Source organism: Ralstonia sp. 22111, assembly GCF_052045895.1.
Taxonomy (GTDB): domain Bacteria; phylum Pseudomonadota; class Gammaproteobacteria; order Burkholderiales; family Burkholderiaceae; genus Ralstonia; species Ralstonia wenshanensis.
Map to the genome: position 1 here is coordinate 23,650 of NZ_JBQEPR010000010.1, position 21,238 is coordinate 44,887.

The 21,238-nt window shown below is 66.1% G+C and carries 17 protein-coding genes; 8 read left to right on the top strand and 9 right to left on the bottom strand.

Annotated features, from left to right (window positions below; genetic code table 11):
- Window positions 1-12: 12 nt before the first annotated feature.
- Complete coding sequence (locus ACTJK4_RS21200; protein WP_440818854.1) at window positions 13-933, bottom strand: alpha/beta hydrolase family protein; 921 nt, start codon at window positions 931-933, stop codon at window positions 13-15.
- 117 nt (window positions 934-1,050) lie between these two features.
- Here ACTJK4_RS21200 and ACTJK4_RS21205 point away from each other — a divergent pair, with 117 nt between their 5' ends.
- Together ACTJK4_RS21205 and ACTJK4_RS21210 are read left to right on the top strand one after the other, a co-directional pair.
- Window positions 1,051-2,001, top strand: coding sequence for a helix-turn-helix domain-containing protein (locus tag ACTJK4_RS21205; RefSeq protein WP_440076326.1), 951 nt, complete (start codon window positions 1,051-1,053; stop codon window positions 1,999-2,001).
- A 90-nt stretch (window positions 2,002-2,091) separates the two neighbouring features.
- Window positions 2,092-2,868, top strand: a complete 777-nt coding sequence (locus tag ACTJK4_RS21210) for a PepSY-associated TM helix domain-containing protein (protein WP_440818855.1) — start codon at window positions 2,092-2,094, stop codon at window positions 2,866-2,868.
- Window positions 2,869-2,938: 70 nt separating this feature from the next.
- On the opposite strand, the gene ACTJK4_RS21215 is transcribed toward ACTJK4_RS21210, so the two are convergent.
- A complete protein-coding gene (locus tag ACTJK4_RS21215; protein ID WP_232041229.1) occupies window positions 2,939-3,802 on the bottom strand; it encodes a MurR/RpiR family transcriptional regulator in 864 nt (287 codons plus the stop codon).
- Window positions 3,803-4,091: 289 nt separating this feature from the next.
- Here ACTJK4_RS21215 and ACTJK4_RS21220 point away from each other — a divergent pair, with 289 nt between their 5' ends.
- The gene (locus ACTJK4_RS21220; RefSeq protein WP_440818856.1) at window positions 4,092-5,138 is read left to right on the top strand and encodes a porin; all 1,047 of its coding nucleotides are present in this window, start codon (window positions 4,092-4,094) and stop codon (window positions 5,136-5,138) included.
- Between the two features lie 278 nt (window positions 5,139-5,416).
- On the opposite strand, the gene ACTJK4_RS21225 is transcribed toward ACTJK4_RS21220, so the two are convergent.
- Both ACTJK4_RS21225 and ACTJK4_RS21230 read right to left on the bottom strand, forming a co-directional pair.
- Window positions 5,417-7,681 (bottom strand): mechanosensitive ion channel family protein, encoded by a 2,265-nt coding sequence (locus ACTJK4_RS21225; RefSeq protein ID WP_440818857.1) that lies wholly within the window; start codon window positions 7,679-7,681, stop codon window positions 5,417-5,419.
- Window positions 7,682-7,747: 66 nt separating this feature from the next.
- Window positions 7,748-9,001 carry an MFS transporter gene (locus ACTJK4_RS21230; protein ID WP_316870702.1) on the bottom strand — a complete coding sequence of 418 codons (1,254 nt, stop codon included), beginning with the start codon at window positions 8,999-9,001 and terminating at the stop codon, window positions 7,748-7,750.
- Between the two features lie 119 nt (window positions 9,002-9,120).
- Between ACTJK4_RS21230 and ACTJK4_RS21235 the strand changes: the two genes are divergently transcribed.
- Complete coding sequence (locus tag ACTJK4_RS21235) at window positions 9,121-9,837, top strand: glutathione S-transferase (RefSeq protein ID WP_316870701.1); 717 nt, start codon at window positions 9,121-9,123, stop codon at window positions 9,835-9,837.
- 41 nt (window positions 9,838-9,878) lie between these two features.
- Here the strand turns inward: ACTJK4_RS21235 and ACTJK4_RS21240 are convergent, their stop codons facing one another.
- The 4 genes from ACTJK4_RS21240 to ACTJK4_RS21255 all read right to left on the bottom strand — a co-directional run bounded on the left by ACTJK4_RS21240 (window position 9,879) and on the right by ACTJK4_RS21255 (window position 11,563).
- The gene (locus ACTJK4_RS21240) at window positions 9,879-10,280 is read right to left on the bottom strand and encodes a hypothetical protein (protein WP_232041234.1); all 402 of its coding nucleotides are present in this window, start codon (window positions 10,278-10,280) and stop codon (window positions 9,879-9,881) included.
- Window positions 10,281-10,321: 41 nt separating this feature from the next.
- Window positions 10,322-10,744 (bottom strand): hypothetical protein, encoded by a 423-nt coding sequence (locus ACTJK4_RS21245; protein WP_316870699.1) that lies wholly within the window; start codon window positions 10,742-10,744, stop codon window positions 10,322-10,324.
- A 337-nt stretch (window positions 10,745-11,081) separates the two neighbouring features.
- The gene (locus ACTJK4_RS21250) at window positions 11,082-11,309 is read right to left on the bottom strand and encodes a hypothetical protein (protein WP_260803847.1); all 228 of its coding nucleotides are present in this window, start codon (window positions 11,307-11,309) and stop codon (window positions 11,082-11,084) included.
- A 44-nt stretch (window positions 11,310-11,353) separates the two neighbouring features.
- Window positions 11,354-11,563 (bottom strand): hypothetical protein, encoded by a 210-nt coding sequence (locus tag ACTJK4_RS21255; RefSeq protein WP_024977449.1) that lies wholly within the window; start codon window positions 11,561-11,563, stop codon window positions 11,354-11,356.
- A 273-nt stretch (window positions 11,564-11,836) separates the two neighbouring features.
- On the opposite strand from ACTJK4_RS21255, the gene ACTJK4_RS21260 reads away from it, so the two are divergent.
- Window positions 11,837-13,051 (top strand): hypothetical protein, encoded by a 1,215-nt coding sequence (locus ACTJK4_RS21260; protein ID WP_440818858.1) that lies wholly within the window; start codon window positions 11,837-11,839, stop codon window positions 13,049-13,051.
- A 10-nt stretch (window positions 13,052-13,061) separates the two neighbouring features.
- On the opposite strand, the gene ACTJK4_RS21265 is transcribed toward ACTJK4_RS21260, so the two are convergent.
- Entirely contained in the window at window positions 13,062-14,210 is a 1,149-nt protein-coding gene (locus tag ACTJK4_RS21265) for a cation diffusion facilitator family transporter (RefSeq protein ID WP_232041238.1), read from the bottom strand.
- 239 nt (window positions 14,211-14,449) lie between these two features.
- On the opposite strand from ACTJK4_RS21265, the gene ACTJK4_RS21270 reads away from it, so the two are divergent.
- From ACTJK4_RS21270 to ACTJK4_RS21280, 3 genes are all read left to right on the top strand, one after another.
- Window positions 14,450-15,118 carry a response regulator transcription factor gene (locus tag ACTJK4_RS21270; RefSeq protein ID WP_232041239.1) on the top strand — a complete coding sequence of 223 codons (669 nt, stop codon included), beginning with the start codon at window positions 14,450-14,452 and terminating at the stop codon, window positions 15,116-15,118.
- A gap of 4 nt (window positions 15,119-15,122) precedes the next feature.
- Window positions 15,123-19,463, top strand: coding sequence for an ATP-binding protein (locus ACTJK4_RS21275; RefSeq protein WP_440818859.1), 4,341 nt, complete (start codon window positions 15,123-15,125; stop codon window positions 19,461-19,463).
- A gap of 145 nt (window positions 19,464-19,608) precedes the next feature.
- On the top strand, window positions 19,609-21,231 hold the full coding sequence (locus tag ACTJK4_RS21280; RefSeq protein ID WP_440818860.1) for a flavin-containing monooxygenase: 1,623 nt from the start codon (window positions 19,609-19,611) through the stop codon (window positions 21,229-21,231).
- Window positions 21,232-21,238 lie beyond the last annotated feature (7 nt).

The window sequence follows — 21,238 nt, forward strand, 5'->3', positions numbered from 1 at the left end:
GCGGGCCCTCAATCAAGCGAGGGCATCGAGCCACGCCACCGTTTCGCGCCACCACGGCGCGCCGGACGATGCCCGGAAGAAGCCCATGTGGCCGACGCCCTTGGCGCCCAGCGCAGCGCCGCTCACCTGGCGGCGCGTGACGCGCGCGGCAGGAAACTGCGCGATGAGCGCGTCGACGGGGCTGGCTGGCGCCATCGGATCATCGTCAAACCCCCAGGCGAGGAGCGGCACGGCAAGCCTCGGATAGCGCGAGGTATCCAGCCCGGCACGCGGCCCGAAGATGTAGCCGCGCCAGCGGGCAAAGCGCGCCCAATCACCCAGGATGGCAGCCGGAATCGACATCGGCCCCATGCCGACGGCCGCCAGCGGCAGCATGCCGCCGCGCACGCGCGCCACCGCCAAGGGAATCCGCACATGCAGCAGCCAAGCAAAGTGCGGACGGGCCAGCGGCCCGCGCCACGGCCACAACCGCGCATCTGCCAGCGGGACCGCCACGTGCACCAATGCATCGGCATGCACGATGTGCGGCGCCAACCCCGCCAGTTGCCCGCCCGCGCTGTGACCGAGCACCACCAGCCTGCGGCCGCCGCAGCCCTCGGGGACGAGCGTGTCGTGCACCCATTTCAGCACCGCGTCGATGTCGTGCCGGCCCCAGTCGGCAAAGCGCGGCGTGCCCGGGCCAGTCGCCACCGCCTCACCAATGCCGCGGTAGTCGAACGTCACCACACGCCAGCCCGCCAGACACAGCCCACGCGCAAACGCCGCGTAAAACTGACGCGGCACGCCCAGCGCCGAGCAGATCACCACCGTGCCGTGCGCGCCCAGCCCGGGGCTGGTGACCGTCACGGGCAGCGTCCAGCCGTCGGCCGTGCGGACGTGGTCGTCGCGAGTGGGAAGGGCATCGGCGGGGTAGTCGATCGGTTCGCGCTGCATGGGCACTCCGCTCGAGGTATCGGGTTGGGATGGACCGAGTATTGGCGACGCCAGAGGCGGTCACAATTACGCGGCGGGTAATCGCGGCAGCTACCTGACTCTGCTTCAATAGGTGACATGACGCCCACCAAGCCCACCTCCGCCTCGTCCATCGACGACACCCTCATGCTTGAAGACGCCCATGCCTCCCATGGCGCCCAGGTGGCGATCGAGCCGCCTGAGGCGGCGCTGTCGCGCTTCCCGCAGTTGCTGCGCTTCTGGCGCACGCGGCGCGGCTATAGCCAGCTGGCACTGGCCCTGGCGGCGGGTGTGTCGCAGCGGCATGTGAGCTTTCTGGAATCGGCCCGCGCTACGCCCAGCCGCAACATGATCCTGCAACTGGCCGAGGAGCTGAACGTGCCGCTGCGCCATCGCAATCAGATGCTGCTGGCTGCCGGTTTCGCCCCCGCCTATTCCGAACAGGGCCTCGCCACACCGCCCGATGAGGGCTCGCCGATGATGCAGGCGGTGCGCCACGCGGTGAAGCTGATCCTCGACAAGCAGGCGCCGTATCCGGCCATCGTGCTCGACCGTTTCTGGCATGTGCTCGATGCGAATGCCGCGCACCGGCGCCTGATGCGCTGGGCCATCGGCGACGACCGGTCCGAAGGCGCGCCGGGTGCCGTCAACATGATGAAGCTGGTATTCGATCCGACCGCGCTATGGCCGGCCATCGCCAACCGCGATGCCGTCGGGCGGTACCTGGCCCGGCGCGTGCGGCAAGAACTTGCGCTGCAAGCCATCGACCCGGCGACGCAGCGGCTGCTGCACGACATCCGCGCGATGCAACCGGCGCTGTTCGATGCGTCGGATGCGCCGGCAGCCAACGCTGCACCCGCGCACGATGCCGGCGATCCGCCCCCTTTCCTGCCCATCTCACTGCAGCGCGACGGCGTGACGATCTCGCTGTTCTCCACGCTCACCACGCTGGGCACCCCGCGCGATGCGGGGCTGCAGGAGATGCGCATCGAGTGCTTCTATCCGGCGGATGAAGCGTCGCGGCGGGCGTTGGAGCGTATTACGTTGTAAGCTGCACCCAATTGCAACGAGAATCATTCTCATCTATATTGGCCGGTCGATTTGCCTCCCTCCGGCGGCTGTTACGCCGCCTTGTGCTTCATGACCGACCTGTCCCATCCCCCGCTTTCGGCCGAGCCCGCCGCCAAACCGGCCGCCAACGCCCGCCCGGCAAAGGCCAAATCCGAACACCCAGCCAACCGCCGCGCCACGATCGTCCGGTGGCTACGCAAGACGCATGGATGGTTCGGGCTGTGGGGCGCGGTGATGGGCCTGATCTTCGGTGTGTCGGGCATCTGGCTGAACCACCGCGCGGTGTTGAAACTGCCCGTGGCGCAACAGCGCATCAATACGCAGATCGCCCTGCCCGACCCCGTGCCCGCAACACCTGAAGCGATGGCCGCCTGGCTGCAGCAGACGCTGAACACGCCGGAGCCGGCCACCCGCACGCGCATAGAAAAGGCCAAGCCGGTGGCCTGGGCCGAGCGCCCGGCCAAGGGGGAAGGCGCCAAGGACGAGAAGACCGCCGACGCGCCGCGCGAACCCGCCGCCAAACCGCTGATGCAGCCCGAGCAATGGACCTTCAACTTCGGCAGCGCCACCACGCAGATCCAGGCGGAATACTGGGCCGGCAACCGCTCGGTAGCGATCCGCCAGACTGACAACGGCTTCCTCGGCACGCTGATGAGCCTGCACAAGGGCGTCGGCATGACGGTGCCGTGGATTCTGCTGGTGGATACGCTGGCCGGCTGCCTGATCTTCCTGTCGATCTCGGGCCTGTGGCTGTGGGTGATGACCACCAAACGCCGCACAGTCGGCTGGACGATCTTCGGTTTGGGAAGTCTGCTGGCGATCGGGCTGGCGATCTCGCGGCTTTGAGTGCCGCATGTGTTGTGGATGGCGCCCGCGTGGCGCCATTTTTTTGCCTTGGTCGCTTCGTCGCCGTCGCTTACGGGCGATCGACGCTGCGCTCGGTCAGCAGCCGCTGGATTGCCCGCATGCGCGAGCGCACCATCTCGTCGCGGCGTTGCGCCACGCACGTCATCAGGATCTCGATGACGGTCAGATGCACGAGGTACGCCTCGGTGCCCACCCGCATCACCGCATCTTCCGGCACGTCCACGGTCAGCGCGATCTGCGCGCGCTCGGCCAGCGGCGTGCCCGCCTGGGTGATGGCGATCACGCAGGCGCCCTGCTCGGCCGCATAGGCAATCGACTCGAGCAGATACGGCATGCGCCCCACGTGCGAGAACGCCACCACAACGTCGGACGCGCCCAGCATCGCCGCCGACACAAGCTGCAGATGCGCATCGAAGTAGGCGTTGGACGCGAGCCCGAGCCGCATCAGCCGCGCCTGCATGTCGTTCGCCATGAACGATGAAGCCGCACCGGCCGCATAGCAATCGACGCGGCGCGCGCGGGCAATGCGCTCGGCAGCGGCGTCGACCTGCGTGGTGGACAGCGATTCACGCAGCTTGGCCAGCGCCCGCGTGGCGCCATCGATGACCTTGCTGGCGACCAGCGCAGGCGGGTCCGCCCGGCCGACATGCCCCGGCAGCGTCGGCTGCGCGTGCGCCAGCTCGGCGGCCAGCGTGGCCTTGAACTCGCGCAAGCCTTCAAAGCCGAGCGCCTGGCACATCCGCACGATCGTCGGCATCGACACGCCTGCGCGCACGGCCAGCGTCTCCACGGATTGCTCGAGCGACAGCTCCGGCGCCTCCAGGATCAACCGCGCCACGCCCTGCTGCGCCGGCGAGAGCGCAGACAACTGGTCGCGCAGGGCGTTGAGCAGGGGAACGGAGAACGAAGGCATGGCGGGACCGTGGGCGGCGAACGGAAATCAGCGTCGCCAGTGTAGCGGCAGCCCCGCGCCACGCCGCCTGCCCAAGGGAAAACCCCCAAGAATCTGTAAGCCCGCGGTTTACGCGCGATGCCTCTTCAGCGGGCAACGCTCCAACCTGCGCGACGTGTGCGGCGCTTTGCCGGTGCATGCGTAACTTCAACCCTTACAGAGCAGACTTGCCTGAGAGTCGGCCCCCCGAGCCAGGCCGGAAAACCCGTTCCGGCCGACACAACAGTCGTTACGACAACAAGGGAGCCACATGACCACTTCGATCCGTTCCATTCCGCTATCGGCTGTTGCACTGTCGGCGCTGCTGGCCTGCGGTACCGCGCATGCGCAATCGAACGTCACGCTGTACGGCGTGATGGAAACCGGCCTGCGCTACAGCACCAACAATGACGCCAACGGCCACGGCAAGGCCGAGATGGCGGGCGGCTACTACAGCGGCAGCCGCTTCGGCATTCGCGGCTCGGAAGACCTGGGCAACGGGCTCAAAGCCGTGTTCCACCTGGTCAGCGGTTTCGCGCCGGACACCGGCGTGGGCTCCACCAACGACATGGGCCTGGGCGGCTACAAGCCCACCACGCCCGCCACGTCGCGGCTGTTCGGACGCCAGGCGTATGTCGGCTTGGAAGGCGGCTTTGGCTCGCTGACGTTCGGCCGACAAGAGAACCTCGTCTTCAACACGGCCGGCCAGTACGACGCGCTTTCTATCGGCAACCTCGGCGCAACGGCGTGGCACGTGACCGCCACCGGCGTGCGCATCGACAACGCGGTAAAGTACGTGGGCGTTTTCAACGGCTGGCGCCCGGGCGTGATGGTCGGCATGGGCGAGCAGGCGGGCGCGTTCTCCGCAGGCAACTACAGCGCGCTGTCGCTCAACTACGCCAGCGGCCCGTTCGCGTTCGGCGGCGCGTGGGAGCAGCAGAAAGACCTGCAATCGGTCGGCACCCGCACGTGGACCACCGGCGGCAGCGTGCAGGTCGGCCCCGCCAAACTGATGCTCGGCTACATCAACTACCGCGATGGCACGCCCACCAAGAACGACCTCATCCTGGGCGGCGTGAAATACGACTTCAGCGGTCAGTACAACCTCGTGGTGGGCGGCATGGCCACGCGCCAGCGCGACCCCGACGGCCTGCGCTACACCGCCTACGCGATCATGAATTACGTGGTCAGCAAGCGCACGTGGCTGTACGTCGGCATGGACTACACCCACCAGAAAGACGCCGGCACCGTCCTGGCAGCCGCACTGCCGAAAGCCTCGCAGACCGGCGTCATGGTCGGCATGCGCCACGGGTTCTAAAACGAAGACACGGCCTGGGCGCCAAGACGTGCGCCCAGACGGTTTGGCCTTTGACTTTCCCTGCCCTAGATGGCGCCTTGAATTTCTGTAAGCGGGCGGAAAAAAGAAGGAGGCCCGTCTGAGCGCAGCGAGTTTGCCTCCTTCTCCGCCCGGTTACAGAAATTCAAGGAGGGGGTCGCCATCTCGGGCGCGCCTTTCTTTGCTTACTTTCTTTGGCAAGACAAAGAAAGTGAGTCGGCCCCAGCAGGGGACGAAACAGCAGCAAACCACCAACGCCCTTACGCTGGCGCCGCGGCAGGTGGTTCATTGGAAGCCGACGCCCCTTTCTCCTGCCCACCCCGCGTCATCCACGCCTCAAACGCCGCAGAAGTCCGCAACACCGTCCCCGGCGCCGCCAGCGGCACGTGCGCCTTGTCGAACGCATCCTTGAGCACAACGTTGAACGCCCGCAGCACATCCGCCTGCTTCTGCGGACGCGTCTTGAACCGCCCCTTGACGATCATCGCGCCACCTTCAAAGCGGTCCAGCCCGAAGATTTCCGCACCGCCGAGCAACGTGTAGGCAAAGCGCGGCTCACCTGCAATTTGATCAGCCGCCGTGCGCACGAGATCGATCGCCTGCTGCGGTTCGGCCTCCATCGCCACGCGCACTTCAAAGTCGGCAAACGAGTAATCGCGCGAAAGATTGCGCACGGTCTTGATCTGGCTGAACGGGATCGACAGTACCGCGCCGGTGCCATCGCGCAGCCGCACCGTCCGGATGGTCAGGTTGATGACGGAGCCCGTGGCCACCCCCACGTCCACCGTATCGCCCACGCTGATGGTGTCTTCCATCAGGATGAAGATGCCGGTGATGAAGTCCTGCGCCAGCGACTGCGCACCAAAGCCCACCGCCAGACCGATCACCCCGGCGCCCGCCACCAGCGGCGTCACGTTAACGCCGAGGTTGGCCAGCACACCAATGCTGGCTGTCACCACCAGCGTCACCTTCAGGCCATTGCGCAGCAGCGGCAGGATGGTCAGCGCGCGCGTGCTGGGCTGCGCCCGCGCCGAGGCCGGCGACAGCGCCCGCAGGATCGCCGTGTCGAGCAGGATCCAGACAAGCCAGGTGGCAAAGACGGTGCTGATCAGGCCCACCATGGCATCGGCGATGCGCTTACCGTTGACGGAGCTGTGCGCGACCTCCACCAGCGTGTGGCCCCACACGCGCAGCACCAGCTCAAGGAAGGCGATCCAGATGACGAGCTTGATGAGCGCGCCAACGAAATGCTTGAGCCGCTCGAAATAAGGCGAGCTGCGCGCCAGACGCAGGTGTGAGCGCCAGTTGGCGCGGGGGCGGATGAGCGCCGATAGGAAGAACGCCGCCACCAGCAGCAGCGACGTCATCACCGCGCGGCGCGCCACGACGTCAACGTTGTCGGGCGTCGTCAGGGTGGCCACGACGGTGGCGCTCGCCAGCACCACCACGGGCACTGGCCAGAACGCGGCCAGCAGACGGCGGATCTGGTTGCCGGTGTGTTCGCCGCTGCGCAGCTCCAGCGGTCGGTTGGCAATCAACTGCCCGATCGGCCGGCGCGCCCACAACGCGCCCACCGCCAGCATCAATGACGCCACCACGTTGCACACCGTGGCCAGCAGCAGACTGAGCGAGCCGCCCAGCACCAAGGCAACGCGCGGATCGACCAGCGCGTCGCCGCAGGCGCCCAGACTGGCCGTCAGAAAGATCGGCCACATGCCGTGCTTGAACAGGTATTCCACCGCCACACGCCGGTGCGCGCTGCCGGAAAAGAGCGAGAACAGCATCGCCACGCCGGCCGTGATGATCGCGCCCCAGACGATGGCGTAGGCCAGCACCACCGCCAGGACAAAGCCGGGCGAGGCATTGCGCTCCAGCCGCATGATGACGGCAAAGGAAATCGCCCATGGGCCGATCTTGCGCGCCGCGTCGATCAACAGTGCGCGCGTGGTCGGATGCGGCCCGAGGCCTGCGGTGAGACCGAACACGCGGCGGATCAACCAGCCCAGGCCAAGCAGGCCAGCGGCGATGGCGGCCCAGATGCCCACGGTGCTGGCAAAGTCCGCAGCCAGCGGCATGCGTTTGTCGGGCGCCACGAGCAGGCTCGCGTTACCGCTGGCGGCCTCGATACGGCGCAGCCAGTAGCGCGGGGCACCGGCTTCAACATCGGCCTGCAACGAGCCGTTCTCGATGAGCGACGCCACCGCGCCCAACAGACCCGGCGCCTGTTCGGCCTGCGCCTTCTGCTGCGCGCTCATGCCGTCGCGCAACTGCTTCAGTTCATTGACGAGAGCCGTGCGCTGCTGGTCGTTGTTGAGCAGCGTGATGACGGTGTCGAGCGACTGGCGCGTCTGCGCGGGGTCCGCTGCCGGCGCCGATGCGCTGGCGGTGGAGGTTGGCAGCCCGGCCAGCTTGGAAAACGACACCGGGGCAGCGTCGGCCGGGTTGGCGACGCACGCCATCAGCAAAAGCAGGACCGATGCGAGCGGCCACAGTCGCCGCGTCAGGAAGAGAGAATGAGTACGCATGACAGGGAAAGCGATCGTGCAGACATCGACCACGGCACGATACGCGAATTCCCAGGGTGCACAACTTCAGCGCTTGGCGCCCGGCGGCAGCGGAGCGCGCCGCCAGAGCCACGCTGCCGTGCCGAGCGCACATGCCATGCAGGCCATCACCAGGGCCACCACCCCGGGCCAGCCCCACGGTGCGTAGAGCTTGCCGCCTGTGGTGCCGATCAGGCTGGAGCCCAGGTAATACGCCAGCAGATACAGCGCCGCAGCCTGCCCCTTGGCACGCTGCGCGCGGCGCCCGACCCAGCCGCTGGCGACCGCATGCGCGCCGAAAAAGCCGAAAGTCAGCAACGCGATGCCGCCAATCACCAGCACTAGCGGCCCCGCCAAGGTCAGCAGCACGCCCGCCGACATCAGCGCTGTGCCGGCCAGCAGCATGCGGCCGCGGCCATGGCGATCCGCCAATCGGCCAAACCAGGCGGAAGCGCCAATACCCAGCAGGTACACCATGAAGATGCCGCCCACCGCCGTCTGGCTGAGGGCATACGGTGCATCGAGCAAGTGGAAGCTCGCGTAGTTGTAGATCGTGACGAAGCCGCCCATCAGCAGAAAGCCCATGGCGAACAACGAACGCAGGCCCGGCTCGCGCAGATGCGCGCCGAGCGTATCGAACAGATCGCCCAGCGCCACACCCTTGCGTGGCACAAAACGCCGCGACGGCGGTAGCAGCCACAGGAATGCCAGCGCCGCCAGCAAACCCAATGTGCCGGTAAAACCCATGGCAGCACGCCAGCCCAAGTGATCTGCCACGGCGCCGGTCAGCACACGCCCGGCCATCCCGCCGAATGCCGTCCCGCCGACGTAGAGGCCCATCGCCATGCCGAGCCCTTGCGGATGCACCTCTTCGGCCAGGTACGCCATCGCCACCGCCGGCACGCCGCCCAGCACCACACCCAGCAACGCCCGCGTGGCCAGCAACCCGTGCCAGCCCGGCAGGACCGCCGCCGCCAATGTGAGCACCGACGAGAGCACGAGCGACACGCCCATCAGTGTCTTGCGATGGATGGACTCCGACAGCAGCCCCGCAAACAGGATCGCAAAGGCCAGCAGCAGCGTGGACACCGACAGCACAAGGCTCGTCTGCGCGGGCGTGAGGCCAAAGTCGTGCGCCAGCATCGGCATGAGCGGTTGCACGCAATACAGCAGCGAAAACGTCGAGAAGCCCGCCGCGAACAGCGCCAGATTGGCGCGCAGATAACCGGGGTGGCCCCGGACCAGCCAGCGCGAAGGATCGGCGGGTTCGATGGCGGGCGAAGGAGAAAGCGGAGCGTTCACGGCGGGGGGGTTGAAACAGGCGCAGGGGCAAGCGCCTATTATCGTTCGCAGGCACCGTTCCCGCTGCGATGCGGCATCGCTCTTGCTGCGCAGCCCCCACCTCGCTTATCCGCCCGACCATGGAAACCACGCTCTACTACTGGCCCGAAATCCAGGGCCGCGGTGAATTCGTCCGGCTGGCGCTGGAGCAGGCCGCCGTGCCCTACACCGATCTCGGCCGCGAAGACGAAGCCGCCATCGAGGCGTTTCTGAACGACGCGGGCATTCCCACGCCGCCGTTCGCGCCGCCGTTCCTGGTGGCCGGCCAATTGGTGATCTCGCAGACAGCCAACATCCTGCTTTACCTGGGCCAGCACTACGGCCTGGCTCCGCACGACGAAGCCGGCGGCCTTTGGACGCACGGCCTGCAACTGACGATTGCCGATTTCGTGGTGGAGATTCACGACACGCACCACCCCATCGCTTCAGGCGAGTACTACGAAGACCAGCGCGCCGAAGCGAAGCGCCGCACGCAGGATTTTCTCGACAATCGCGCGCCCAAATTCCTGCATTACTTCGAGCGCGTGCTCGCGCGCAACCCCGCCGGCCCGACTTGGGCCGTGCGTGATGCACTGACGTATGTGGATTTGTCGCTATTCCAGATCGTGGCCGGGCTGCGGTATGCGTTTCCGCGCCACATGCAGCGCTACGAACGCGAATTGCCGCATCTGGTGGCGCTACATGATCGCGTGGCGGCACAGCCGAACATCGCGGCGTATCTGGAATCGCCGCGGCGCATTCCGTTCAATACGATGGGCATCTTCCGCCACTATCCGGAGCTTGATGCCCTGAAATGACAAAACCCGGCGCAGGGCCGGGTTCGCGGTGGATACGTCGTTCAGGCTGCCAGTGGTGTATCGGGCAATCGGTCGGGCAACCGACGGCGGATGTCTTCCAGTGCCGCGGGCCAGCTTTCGATGGCCGCCAAGTCGTGGATGTCCTGCAGATCGATCAGCAGATCGACCACCTGGTCGTCGTCGACATTCACGCCGGAGCAGCGCAGCGCACGCGCAAGCGGGTCATCGCTCGGCACACGCAGCAGGCTCACGCCCAGGCGCTCGATCGCGGCGCAGTAGAACGCATCGTCAATAAGAATGCCGACGCCGCATCGGCGGTTGTCGAGCCCGCGATAACGCGGCTCGCCGTCGGCGTCTTCAGAGCGGCATTGCTGTGCGAGCAGGTGTGCGCGCACGCGTTCAAAAATGTCCTCGATGCCGAGGAACGTCCCCTTCCCTTTCATGGTGTCACCTTCTATAGGGTGATCTGTGACCGGCCGGTCGGTCAGAATGTATCGACAAGAGCGCCGCTGAGGCCGAATTGGCGCGCAATCGACTGCAGGCGTTCCTTCCACTCCCACGTGCCGAACACGTCATGTGCGTTCTGCAGCTTGGAGAGCAGCTCAACGGTGTCGCGGTCGTCCACATCGATGCGCGCGCGCTTGAGCGCTCGGCGCAACGCCATGACGCCCGCGTCCATATAACGCGGAATCTCGTTGGTGGGCTTGAGGATGTAGCGCACCGGCACGCTTTCCATCGACGTCGTGTAGTCACGCACGCCGATCAGGTTTCCGATCGGGCAGCAGCGGCCGCCCTGGCCGTGGTACGCCGCACCGCCGCGCGGCAGGATGGCAGCGCCCCCCTGACCGAACAGATGGCGAACCGCGCCGTCGTAGATTTCTTGCTTGCTGAGATATTGCGTCTTCATGTTCTTTCCCCTGACCCCAAGATTGCAGGCGCCGCCGCTTCGATTCACTTCCGACTTACGGCCTGACGTTGCGTCCGACGTCGCACAATCTGCCATCCGTGCGATCTATCTTGGTTCAGGATGCACCAGAACCATGGGCCGAAAAAGGACCGGAATGTAAGTCATTTTTACCGTTTGCTTTTTGGCAACGGATTGCCCGCAAAGGTGCGCCAGTCAACGCTTTGCGGGTGCTCCAGAGACCACGCAGGCGGGCCGATTTGGCATGCCCTGATGCGCGTTCGCAACAGCATGTGCGCATGACTGCGCGCACGTGGCGCATGCGTCGTAGGTGCGGCGCTTACATCCCGATGATCTGGTCTGCGTGGCCGAGACAGAAGCCACGTCGGTCATGGTGCCCACAGGTGGGCATCACCTCGTAGCCGGCAGCGCGCAGCAATACCGCGCGCGCGGCCACCTCCACCGGGGGCAGGGGCTGCCCCGAATTTTCATCGCGCACCAGCCGGCCGAGTTGGGCAAACGGCTGGCGCAGCAGATGGTTCAGATCCAGCGAACCGCAGTACCGCATCACATCACCTTCTTCAAAATGGCGGCGGCACCGCGGTGCGCCGATTACATCGATTCGTCTGCCAGCTCAGGACACGCAACCAGCGTCCGGCGCACACGCGCATAAGCGGCACGCTGTGCCCAGATCGCGTCGGTCAAGGCCGCAATCAGCGCGTCGCGGGGCAGGCTTTGCGGTGCCACGCCGAACTGCGCCTCCACGGTACGTAGAGCCTCCGTCACTTCGCTTCGCCATCGGGCGTCGAGTCGCTGGGTCATGTTGTTCTCGTTGGGTCGGTTCTGGCGCGGTGGGCGGCGGGCTTGTGCCCACTCTGGCCGCGCTGGGAAGGGATTGGCGGAATGGGTTCCGCTCTTGTTTGTGAAGAACGGCACACGGGACTGAAACTTGATCGCCTCGGCGGGGGGTAAACCGGTCGCCCGGGATCGGGTGCCACTGAGCGCCTCTCCGCCAAACGGGCTCCCCCATTCGCGCAGCAACTTCGGCGGGTGCCCGTGGCCCAATCGGTTCTGAAACCGCCACCCGAGCCACCGATGAAGATGGAGCGTCACGTGTCCCGACTGTCTTTCCTGCACCGTACCTTGCTGACCGTTGCGTGCGCGCTGGCCTTGCCCGCCGTTGCGACGGCTGGCGCCCCCGATCCGCGTCAATACATGCATGGCATCAGCGCGGTGCCTGGCGCCAAGGCCGACACCTTCAACGTGTTCTTCAGTAGCTCGGGCCTGCCGCCGCGCGGTGCCGATCGCAGCGGAAACTGGCCGCACGATGTCTATGTCGCGCAATGGCATGCCGACACGGGCGTGCTCGATGCCCCACGCATCTTCATCCAGAAGCCCGAAGCGCAGGAGCCCGTGACGGTGGCGCGCAACCGCGCGGGCCAGGTGATGGTGTCATTTGAAGACGGCTGGAATGCGCCGGAAAACGTGAACCAGCGCTTCGGCATCTACGACACCGCGCTCCGGCCCATCAAGCCGTATCCGCAACTGGTGGAATCCGGCAGCCATTCGGGCCACATCACGGCCGTGGGCGACCGTTTCGTGGTGTTCTACTCCGACGGCTGGATCACTGGCGGTGGCGTCGACAACCTCGGCAGCGGCAACGGCGTCTACCTGAAGGTCTACGACGGGCGAGGCCGTCGCCTGCACAACGTCGATGTTGCCGATGGCCGGCGCGAATGGTGGCCCATGGTGGCTGGCGGCAGCACCAATGCGCTGCTTGCCTGGCAGCAGTTCGTGCCAGGCCAGACCGAGGCCAATCTGAAAATCGCCGTGTTCGATCCCGTTAGCGGACGCGTGACCGGCGAGCAGCTTCTGCACAAGCATCTGCAGTACTACACCTACAGCGTCACGTGGATGCCGGCGATCGAGCGGTACTTGCTGGTGGGCGTGGCCAAGGGCAACGGCTTTGCCGACTTGATCGACACGACGGGCAAAGTGCGCGCGTCCATTCCGTGCATGCCCGCAACGGTACGCGAAGCGGGCATCGCCGTGAACCAGAACACCGCCTATACGCCCGCCGCCGATGGCCGCCTGCTGCAACTGCACGCGGGGCCGGATTCGCTCACGCTATCGGCCACGCTGCTGAACACCGACGGCAAGCGCGTGCAATGGCGGCCGGTCGGCAGCACCGGTTTGCTGCGCACGTCTGGCGCGATCGACTGGATGTCGCTGACGGAAAAGGGGCTGGAGCAGTTGCACTTCGACCCCGCCAAGACGCAGCCGGCCAACGCGGTCGACCAGTGCCGCTAGCGCGACAACCTCAAGCGTCCGTAACAAGCACGCGCAGGCGCACGAGACCATCCCACCTTGTGTGGATGGCATCGGCGATGCGGGCGATTTCGGCGGCCAGCGCTGGTGGCAGGACCAAGTCGACCTCCACCGCGCCATCGACGTAATGGAGCACGCAGTGGCGTGCGTCCAGCGGCGTGCCGGGCGGCAGCAGTTGGGCCAGCACGGCGTGCAGCGCATCGCGGTCGGGTAGCGGCACGGGGTCGGTTGCGATGTGCTCGCGCGGGTCGACGTGAATCTGCACGTCGAGCACCGCCATCGCCGTATGCGCACTGAGTACGTTGGTGCGGGCCCGCACGGCAATCGCATGGCCTTCGCTTACCGAGACGCGCGGATCGACCTCGATATGCGCGTCCACCAATGCCTGGTCGCCTGTCACACGCGTACGCAAGTCGTGCACGTTGATCACGCCCGGCGTGGCTTCCAGACTGGTCCGGATCGCCTCCACCTGCGCGGGCGGCAAGGCGCGGTCCATCAGGTCGTTGAGCGCTTCCCACCCAAAGCGCACACCCACACGGCCAATCATCAGCCCGACGATGCAGGCGGCTATCGGGTCCAGCCAGTGATAGCCCATCAGGTTACCCGCCACGCCGACGGCCGCCACCAACGACGACACCGCATCGGAACGCGCATGCCACGCATTCGCAATCAGCATGCGTGAGTTGATGCGCTTGGCCACGGCCAGCATGTAGCGGAAGAGCCCTTCTTTGGCTGCCAGCGCGATCAGCGCCACCACCAGCGCCAATCCATGCACGGGCGTCGGCCCCTGCGGCGAGCGCAGGCTTTCCACTGCGGCCCAGATCATGCCCGCGCCCGCCCCGATCAGCAGCAGCCCCAAGCCCAGCGACGCGGCGTTTTCGTAACGCGCGTGGCCGTACTGGTGGTCTTCGTCCGGCCCCTTGTGGCTGTTGCGGTTGGCAATGAAGACGATGCCATCGGCAATCAAGTCGGACAGCGTATGCAGCCCGTCCGCCACCAGGCCTTGCGAGTGCGACCACAGGCCCGCCGCAATCTGCCCCGCCGAGAGCAGGCAATTGACGCCAGCGCTCACCAAGGTGGAGCGCTCGGCGCTCTGCTTGCGTGCGGCCGCAGAAGGTGCTGTCGAGGATGTGGGCGTCATGGGAAATCGGTGCGATCAAGCGTGCGAGGCAATCGCCAGCATTGTGCCACGCACCGGTACACCGCCCGGATCCGAAATGATGGCCACGATCGCAACGTGCTGCGACAAATTTGCACCAGAAGAGCGCGGATTGGGGCGCATTTATAGGACGTTTCCGATGTTCCGCCCTGGAGGCTTCGGCGATTCTCAGCAATGCGGCAAACACATTGCCGCGCGTTACACGCTCGGAGACACGTCGAATGCAGAACCCCGTCCAACTCGTCATTGCAGATGATCACCCTGGCGTGGTGGCGGCCGTGCGGCGCCTCGTATCGGGGGTCGACGGCTTCGAGGTGGTGGGCGAAGCCAGCAACGCCGATGAGCTGCTCGCCGTGCTGGGTCGCGTGCGATGCGACCTTGTCATCACCGACTACGCCATGCCTGGCAGCCGCTACGGCGACGGCATCCTCCTGCTCGAATTCCTCGTGCGCCGCCACCCCGACCTGCGCGTGATGGTGCTCACCATGCTCGAGACGCGCGCACTGATGAGCAACATCCTGCGCGCGGGCATCAAGGTCATTGTCAGCAAATCCGACGAGCCACAGCACATCCTCGAAGGCATGCATGCGGCGGCGGGCGGTCGCATCTATCTCTCGCCAATGCTCAATGCCAAGCTGCTCTGCCGTAACGGCGAGCCACAGGCTGTCCACGACGACCCCGTCGCCAAATTGGGCAAGCGGGAGTTGGAAGTGCTGCGCATGTACGTGACCGGCAAGACGGTCAGCGAGATTGCCTTGCAGCTCAACCGCAGCGTCAAGACCATCAGCTCGCAGAAGCAGACGGCCATGCGCAAGCTCGAGCTTGGCACCGAGGCGGCGCTGTTCGACTTTGCCGTGCGCCACGGACTGCTTGGCAGCAGCGAGGCCTGAGACGATGGCCCGCGTCACGCTTTCGGTGTCGGCTCGCCTGCGCATCGGCATCGGCGCGGGGTTGCTCGCCTGTGCCGTTGCGCTGGGCTGGCTGGGCAGCTCGCCCAATGCCGATGCGGAAGATGCGGCGCAGGCCGTTCAACGGCTGACGCAGTTTCCGCCCAAGGTGACCGTAGGCGTCATCAGTGATGCCATGGCTCCGCTGGAGGGCGTCGAGGCCGACCGGCTCAGCGGCTTCTCCGGTGACCTGCTGATGCATCTGATTCCCCAGGATCAGGTACGCGTCATCCCGCACGTCTTTGCACGGCGTGATGAGCTGCTCAAGGCGGCTTGCCGCGGCGACGTCGACATCATCATGAGCGTGGCGCCGCGCTCGCAGTACGACCATTGCCTCATCTATTCGGCGCCATACCTCGAACGTCCCACCGCGGTGGTCGCGCGCAACGACAACACGCAAGTCGCGCAGAACCCGTTTGCCTCCGGCATGCGCATCGCCGTCGAGCAGGGCTCTTCGCTCGAAGAAGAGTTGGCTGGCCAATACCCGAGCATCCGCCTGATCAGTACGCCCACGGCGGCAGACGCCCTGGACGCCGTGCTGCATGACGCGGCAGACGCTTACGTGGGCGTGACCTATCCGACGCGGGAGTTGATGTCGCAGCCTCGCTATCGGCGGCTTTCCATCGTGCAGCTTGTGAACCAGCAGGTCGACGCGCTGCACTTTGCCGCGCCGCGCGGGCAGGCGATGTTGATCCGCTATCTGGACCGCCATCTCGCCCAGTTGCCCGACGCCACCATGAGCGAGCTGCGCGCGCGGTGGATCACGCAAGGCGGCGGTTCGTTTATGGGCGTGCAGCTGTCGGACAACGAGCGGGCCATGCTCGCGTCGCTCCCGCCCCTGCGCTACGCCGCCGACCCCGACTACATGCCCTACACCTTCAACGGAACGGGCGGCGGGATGCTGGGTATCTTCCCGGAATATCAGAACTTCCTCTCGCGTACGCTCGGGTTGCGCTTCGAGCGGGTGACCGTGCGCGACTGGGCTGAAGCGCTCGCGAAGGCGCGCAGCGGCGAGGTCGACATCCTGCTCGGTATATCCGATCAGGATTCCCGCCCGCCCGGCTTCACACTCTCTCAACCGATCGATGCCACACCGATGGTGATCGTCGGGCGCAGCGACGCGCTCACGGTGGCTGCGCTTCCCGAACTTTCCGGCAAGACCGTCGCCCTGCCGGCAAGTGAGACCCTGACCACGTTGCTGAACCAGAATGTGCCGAAGATTCGCATCCTGCCTGCACGCTCGGTCAGCGATGCATTGGCAATGACGGCAACCGGGGAAGCCGATTTCACGATCGTGAACCTGCCGGTGGCCGATGCGCTGATCCGTCATCACTTTCCAGGCGAGCTGAAGGTGACCGGTTCTGCGAATACGATCGAAAGCATCGGCGTGGGGGTATCGTCGCGGTACGCTGCGCTGGTGCCGCTCATCAACCGCGCGCTCTTCGCCATGCCCGAAGGCGAACAAGTGAGCATCCGCAACAAGTGGCTGTCGGTCAGCTACCAGTTGGGGCCGTCCACTTCGGCTGTGCTTGGCAAGTTCGGGCCAGCGGCGGCGCTGGTGCTGGCTGCACTGGTCGCACTGTCCATCAAGCAGATGCAACTGCGCCGCGAGAACCACCAGCGCCGCCGCGCCGAGGAAAGCCTGGCGCGGCAACTGAGCTTCCAACGCGCGCTGATGGAGGCCGTGCCGTTCCCGCTCGTCGCCCATGACGCCGCACACCGTTACGTTGCCGTGAATGCGGCGTTCTGCAACATGTTCGGCCGGACACGCGCGTCGTTGCTCGGGCACACGCCACAGGAGCTGGGGCTGTATTCGGTCGGCGACACGTCGCCGCTGTCCGATATCGACCGACGCGCGGCGCAGGCCAGCGAAAGCACGCGCGAAGAGCTCATCATCGACACGCCGGACGGCCAATCGCGCAACGTGCTGTACTGGATCGAGCCGTTTCACCTGCCGGACGGGCAACCTGCCGGCACCGTGGCCTCGCTGGTCGACATCAGCGAGATCCGTGAAACGCAGGCGCGGGCCGAACGCCTTGAGCAGCGCCTGCGCGAGGTCACCGAGTCGTTGCCCGCGCTTGTCTATCAGTTTGAGCTGCCGCCGGGCCAGGGGCAGGGCCGCATCACCTACGTGGCCGGCAAAGCGCACGAAACACTCGGCGCACAACCCCAGGACCTGCTGAGCTACCTGTCCACACCTGAACGGCTCATCCATAAAGAGGACAGGCAGCGCATGATCGACACGGTGCTTGCCTCTGCGCAACACCTGACGCCGTTCGACCAGCAATTCCGCCACGTTTGTGAAGATGGGACGGTGCGGTGGCTGCACGCGCGCTCGATCCCGCACCGCGAGCCGGACGGCCGCACGGTCTGGAACGGCTACCTGAGCGACGTCACCACGGAGCGCGAGCAGGCCGACGCGCTGGAAGCCGCCAAGAACGCAGCGGAATCGGCCCTGCACGCGAAAGACCGCTTCCTGGCCATGATGAGCCACGAAATCCGCACGCCCATGAACGGCGTGCTCGGCCTGGTCGAACTGCTGCAGCAGACGAAGCTCGAGGGCGAGCAGAAGCAGATGGTTTCGTTGGTACAGGATTCGGGGCGCGCGCTGCTGCATATCCTCGATGACATCCTCGATTACGCAAAGGTCGAGGCCGGCCGACTGGATATTTCCCCCTCAGCCACAGACCTTCGCGAAGTCTTTGACGGCACGGTCGGCCTGCTGGCAAGCCGCGCACACGAGAAATCGCTCGCCGTGCACATGGATGTGGGCGCCGATGTGCCGGCCAGCGTTTCTGTCGACAGCATTCGGCTACGACAAATCCTGTTCAACCTGCTTTCCAACGCCATCAAATTCACCGACACGGGAAGCGTACGACTGTCAGCCGACTGCACGCGTGTTACGGACGGCACGGCGCACCTCGTCGTCTCTGTCATCGATACGGGCATCGGGATCTCACCGGAGGTGCAGGCAACGCTGTTCGCGCCATTCGTGCAGGCCGAGCGCTCGACCACGCGGCGCTACGGCGGCACCGGTCTGGGGTTGGCGATTTCTCGTCAGCTTGCGGGCCTGATGGGCGGTGAACTGGTCATGGAGAGCGCCCCCGGATACGGCACGGCTGTCACGCTGCGGCTGGCCGTGCCGGTTCTGCAAGCGCGGTATGCGCTGCCGCAACTGGCGGGCCGCAGCGTCGCCATCGTGGTGGACGACCCTGCCGTGCGCCACAGCCTCACGCAATTCGCGGTTGCGGCCGGGCTGCAGGCCGGCCACCCACCGAACGCCGACATCCTCCTGACCTCGGCGGCGCAGGCAGACGCGCGCGCCATCCGCATCACGTCAGAAGCAGGCTATGCGGGACCGGGCAACGCGCTGAGCGTCAATCCGCTGAGCTGGCACGCTTTCGTGCAGGCGTGCGAACGCGCCGTCCCGCAACCCGAATCCACGCAAGCCCCCAGCGCGACGGTACGCGCGCTTCCCGCCGCCGCACCCACTGAAGCGCCCGGTGCACACATCCTCGTGGCGGAAGACCATCCGATCAACCGCGAGCTGATCGCCAAGCAACTGCGTCTGCTCGGCTATCGGGTCACGCTGGCCGAAGATGGCGTCGTTGCGCTTGAGCGTCTGCACGAACACCGTTTCGACGCCTTGCTCACCGATTGCCACATGCCGCGAATGGACGGCTTCGACCTGGCCCGGCACATCCGCCACGAAGAACAAGAACGCGCGGACGGGCCTCGCCTGCCCATCATCGCCATCACCGCAACGACGCTCGCTGAAGAGCACGCGCGCTGCCGTGCCGTTGGAATGGACGCGAGCCTGCTGAAACCAACCACCCTCGCCACGCTGCAGGAAGCGCTGTCTGCGCTGTGGAGCCCCGATGGTCTCGCGGTTGCGGGCACGCCCCCGGAAGATCCATTCACTTTGTCGCTCGACGATCTGCACGCCGCGCTCGGGACGGACCCGGCCGCAGCCGGGTTGGCGCAGGTCTTTCTGTCGTCGCTGGCCGAGGATGCGCAGCGGCTCCAGCCGCTGCTGGACGCGATGGACCGCCCCGCCCTGCGCCAGTGGGCCCATCGCACCGGCGGCGCACTGGCACTTCTGCACAGCCCCGACGTCGACGCTGTGGCGGAAGCCTTCCGCCATGCCGTGCACGATGGCACCCATGACGACATCCACGCCGCCGGCAGGCGCGCTTTGCGTCTGCTAACGCACATCAACGCGTTGTTGAACGCCTTCTTGCCGGTGTCAGCCGACGTTGTGCACCGCACGCAAGTGACGGATTCATAAGGGAAAACCGTTTCAAGCGATCGATGCATCGCTTTTAGACGTGCCACTCCAATCGCCCGATTGACTCGGTCCTGGCGGCCTCCTACGATGACATCGACCAATGTCACATTAAGAGGCGCCCATGTGGTGCCCACGGAGACACCACGTGAACGCACGGACCGATTTTCCGCGCCCCGACGCTTTTGCGCCGACCCCGCGCAACCCTGACGCCCCCGCCCTGATCGATGCCGCCATCATCGGGACGGGCTTTGCCGGCCTGGGCATGGCGATCCAGCTCAAGCAGAACGGCATCGACAACTTCCTCGTCTTCGAAAAAGCGGGGTCTGTGGGCGGCACGTGGCGCGACAACCACTACCCCGGCTGCGCGTGCGATGTGCAATCGCACTTGTATTCGTTTTCGTTCGCACCCAATCCGGACTGGTCGCGTATGTATTCGCCGCAGCCGGAAATTCGCGCGTATCTGGAGCGCTGCACCGATGAATTTGGCGTGCGCCCGCACGTGCGCTTCCATCACGAACTGACGCGCGCCACGTTTGACGAAGCCGCCGGCGTGTGGAACCTGGAGATGGCCGACGGCCGCCGCTACCGCGCCCGCACGCTCATCTCCGGCATGGGCGGCCTGAGCCGTCCGGCCTGGCCGAACATTCCCGGCATCGAAACCTTCCAGGGCAAGGCTTTCCACTCGCAGCTCTGGGAGCACGATTACGACCTGCGCGGCAAGCGCGTGGCCGTGATCGGAACCGGCGCGTCGGCCATCCAGTTCGTGCCGCAGATTGCGCCGAAGGTCGGCCGCCTCGACCTGTATCAGCGCACGCCGCCGTGGATCCTGCCCAAGCCCGACCGCAAGGTGTCGCGCGCCGAGCACTGGCTCTTCCGCCACCTGCCGTTCACGCAAAAGCTGATGCGCACGGGCATCTACTGGATGCTGGAGTCGCGCGTGCTCGGCTTTGTGATTCATCCGAAGCTGATGAAGGCGGTGGAACGCATGGCGCGCAGCCACATCAAGCGCCGCATTGCCGATCCGGTGCTGCGCGAGAAGGTCACGCCCGACTACACCATCGGCTGCAAGCGCATACTGATCTCGAACGACTATTACCCGGCGCTCACGCGCGAGAACGTCGACGTGATCACCTCCGGCATCGCACGTGTGGAGCCCAACGCCATCGTCACCACCGACGGCACGCGGCGCGAGGTGGATTGCCTGATTTTTGGCACCGGCTTTCATGCGACGGACCCATTCCCGCGCGGCGTGCTGCTTGGCAGCCAGGGCGTCGACATTGTGGATGCGTGGGACAAGCACGGCGCCGAGGCCTACCTGGGCACCACCGTGTCGGGCTTTCCGAATTTCTTCATGGTGGTGGGCCCGAACACGGGGCTCGGCCACTCGTCGATGGTGTTCATGATCGAGTCGCAGGTGGCGTACATCGTCGACGCCCTCAAGTCGATGCGTGCGCACAACGTGGCGGCCATCGACGTACGCCCCGACGTGCAGCGCCGCTTCAACGACGGCATCCAGAAGCGGCTGTCGAATGCGATCTGGTCGGCCGGCGGCTGCGTGAGCTGGTACCTCGACCCGAAGACCGGTAAGAACACCACGCTGTGGCCGGGATTCACGTGGCAGTTCCGCCGTGCGACGGCGCATTTCCGGCTGGCGGATTACCGCACGCGCCCGATGGCCGTCCCGAAGGGTGTGCCGCTGCGCGTGCCCGCCCGCACGGTGCCGGCCGCCCAAAACACCCCCAACGAAGAAGCGCTCGACCGCGTCTGAAGCGCGC

Excerpts from the sequence above, each read along its gene's own strand:
- ACTJK4_RS21200 (WP_440818854.1), bottom strand. The coding sequence starts at position 933 with ATGCAGCGCGAACCGATCGACTACCCCGCCGATGCCCTTCCCACTCGC.
- ACTJK4_RS21205 (WP_440076326.1), top strand. The coding sequence starts at position 1,051 with ATGACGCCCACCAAGCCCACCTCCGCCTCGTCCATCGACGACACCCTC.
- ACTJK4_RS21210 (WP_440818855.1), top strand. The coding sequence starts at position 2,092 with ATGACCGACCTGTCCCATCCCCCGCTTTCGGCCGAGCCCGCCGCCAAA.
- ACTJK4_RS21215 (WP_232041229.1), bottom strand. The coding sequence starts at position 3,802 with ATGCCTTCGTTCTCCGTTCCCCTGCTCAACGCCCTGCGCGACCAGTTG.
- ACTJK4_RS21220 (WP_440818856.1), top strand. The coding sequence starts at position 4,092 with ATGACCACTTCGATCCGTTCCATTCCGCTATCGGCTGTTGCACTGTCG.
- ACTJK4_RS21225 (WP_440818857.1), bottom strand. The coding sequence starts at position 7,681 with ATGCGTACTCATTCTCTCTTCCTGACGCGGCGACTGTGGCCGCTCGCA.
- ACTJK4_RS21235 (WP_316870701.1), top strand. The coding sequence starts at position 9,121 with ATGGAAACCACGCTCTACTACTGGCCCGAAATCCAGGGCCGCGGTGAA.
- ACTJK4_RS21240 (WP_232041234.1), bottom strand. The coding sequence starts at position 10,280 with ATGAAAGGGAAGGGGACGTTCCTCGGCATCGAGGACATTTTTGAACGC.
- ACTJK4_RS21245 (WP_316870699.1), bottom strand. The coding sequence starts at position 10,744 with ATGAAGACGCAATATCTCAGCAAGCAAGAAATCTACGACGGCGCGGTT.
- ACTJK4_RS21250 (WP_260803847.1), bottom strand. The coding sequence starts at position 11,309 with ATGCGGTACTGCGGTTCGCTGGATCTGAACCATCTGCTGCGCCAGCCG.
- ACTJK4_RS21255 (WP_024977449.1), bottom strand. The coding sequence starts at position 11,563 with ATGACCCAGCGACTCGACGCCCGATGGCGAAGCGAAGTGACGGAGGCT.
- ACTJK4_RS21260 (WP_440818858.1), top strand. The coding sequence starts at position 11,837 with ATGAAGATGGAGCGTCACGTGTCCCGACTGTCTTTCCTGCACCGTACC.
- ACTJK4_RS21265 (WP_232041238.1), bottom strand. The coding sequence starts at position 14,210 with ATGACGCCCACATCCTCGACAGCACCTTCTGCGGCCGCACGCAAGCAG.
- ACTJK4_RS21270 (WP_232041239.1), top strand. The coding sequence starts at position 14,450 with ATGCAGAACCCCGTCCAACTCGTCATTGCAGATGATCACCCTGGCGTG.
- ACTJK4_RS21275 (WP_440818859.1), top strand. The coding sequence starts at position 15,123 with ATGGCCCGCGTCACGCTTTCGGTGTCGGCTCGCCTGCGCATCGGCATC.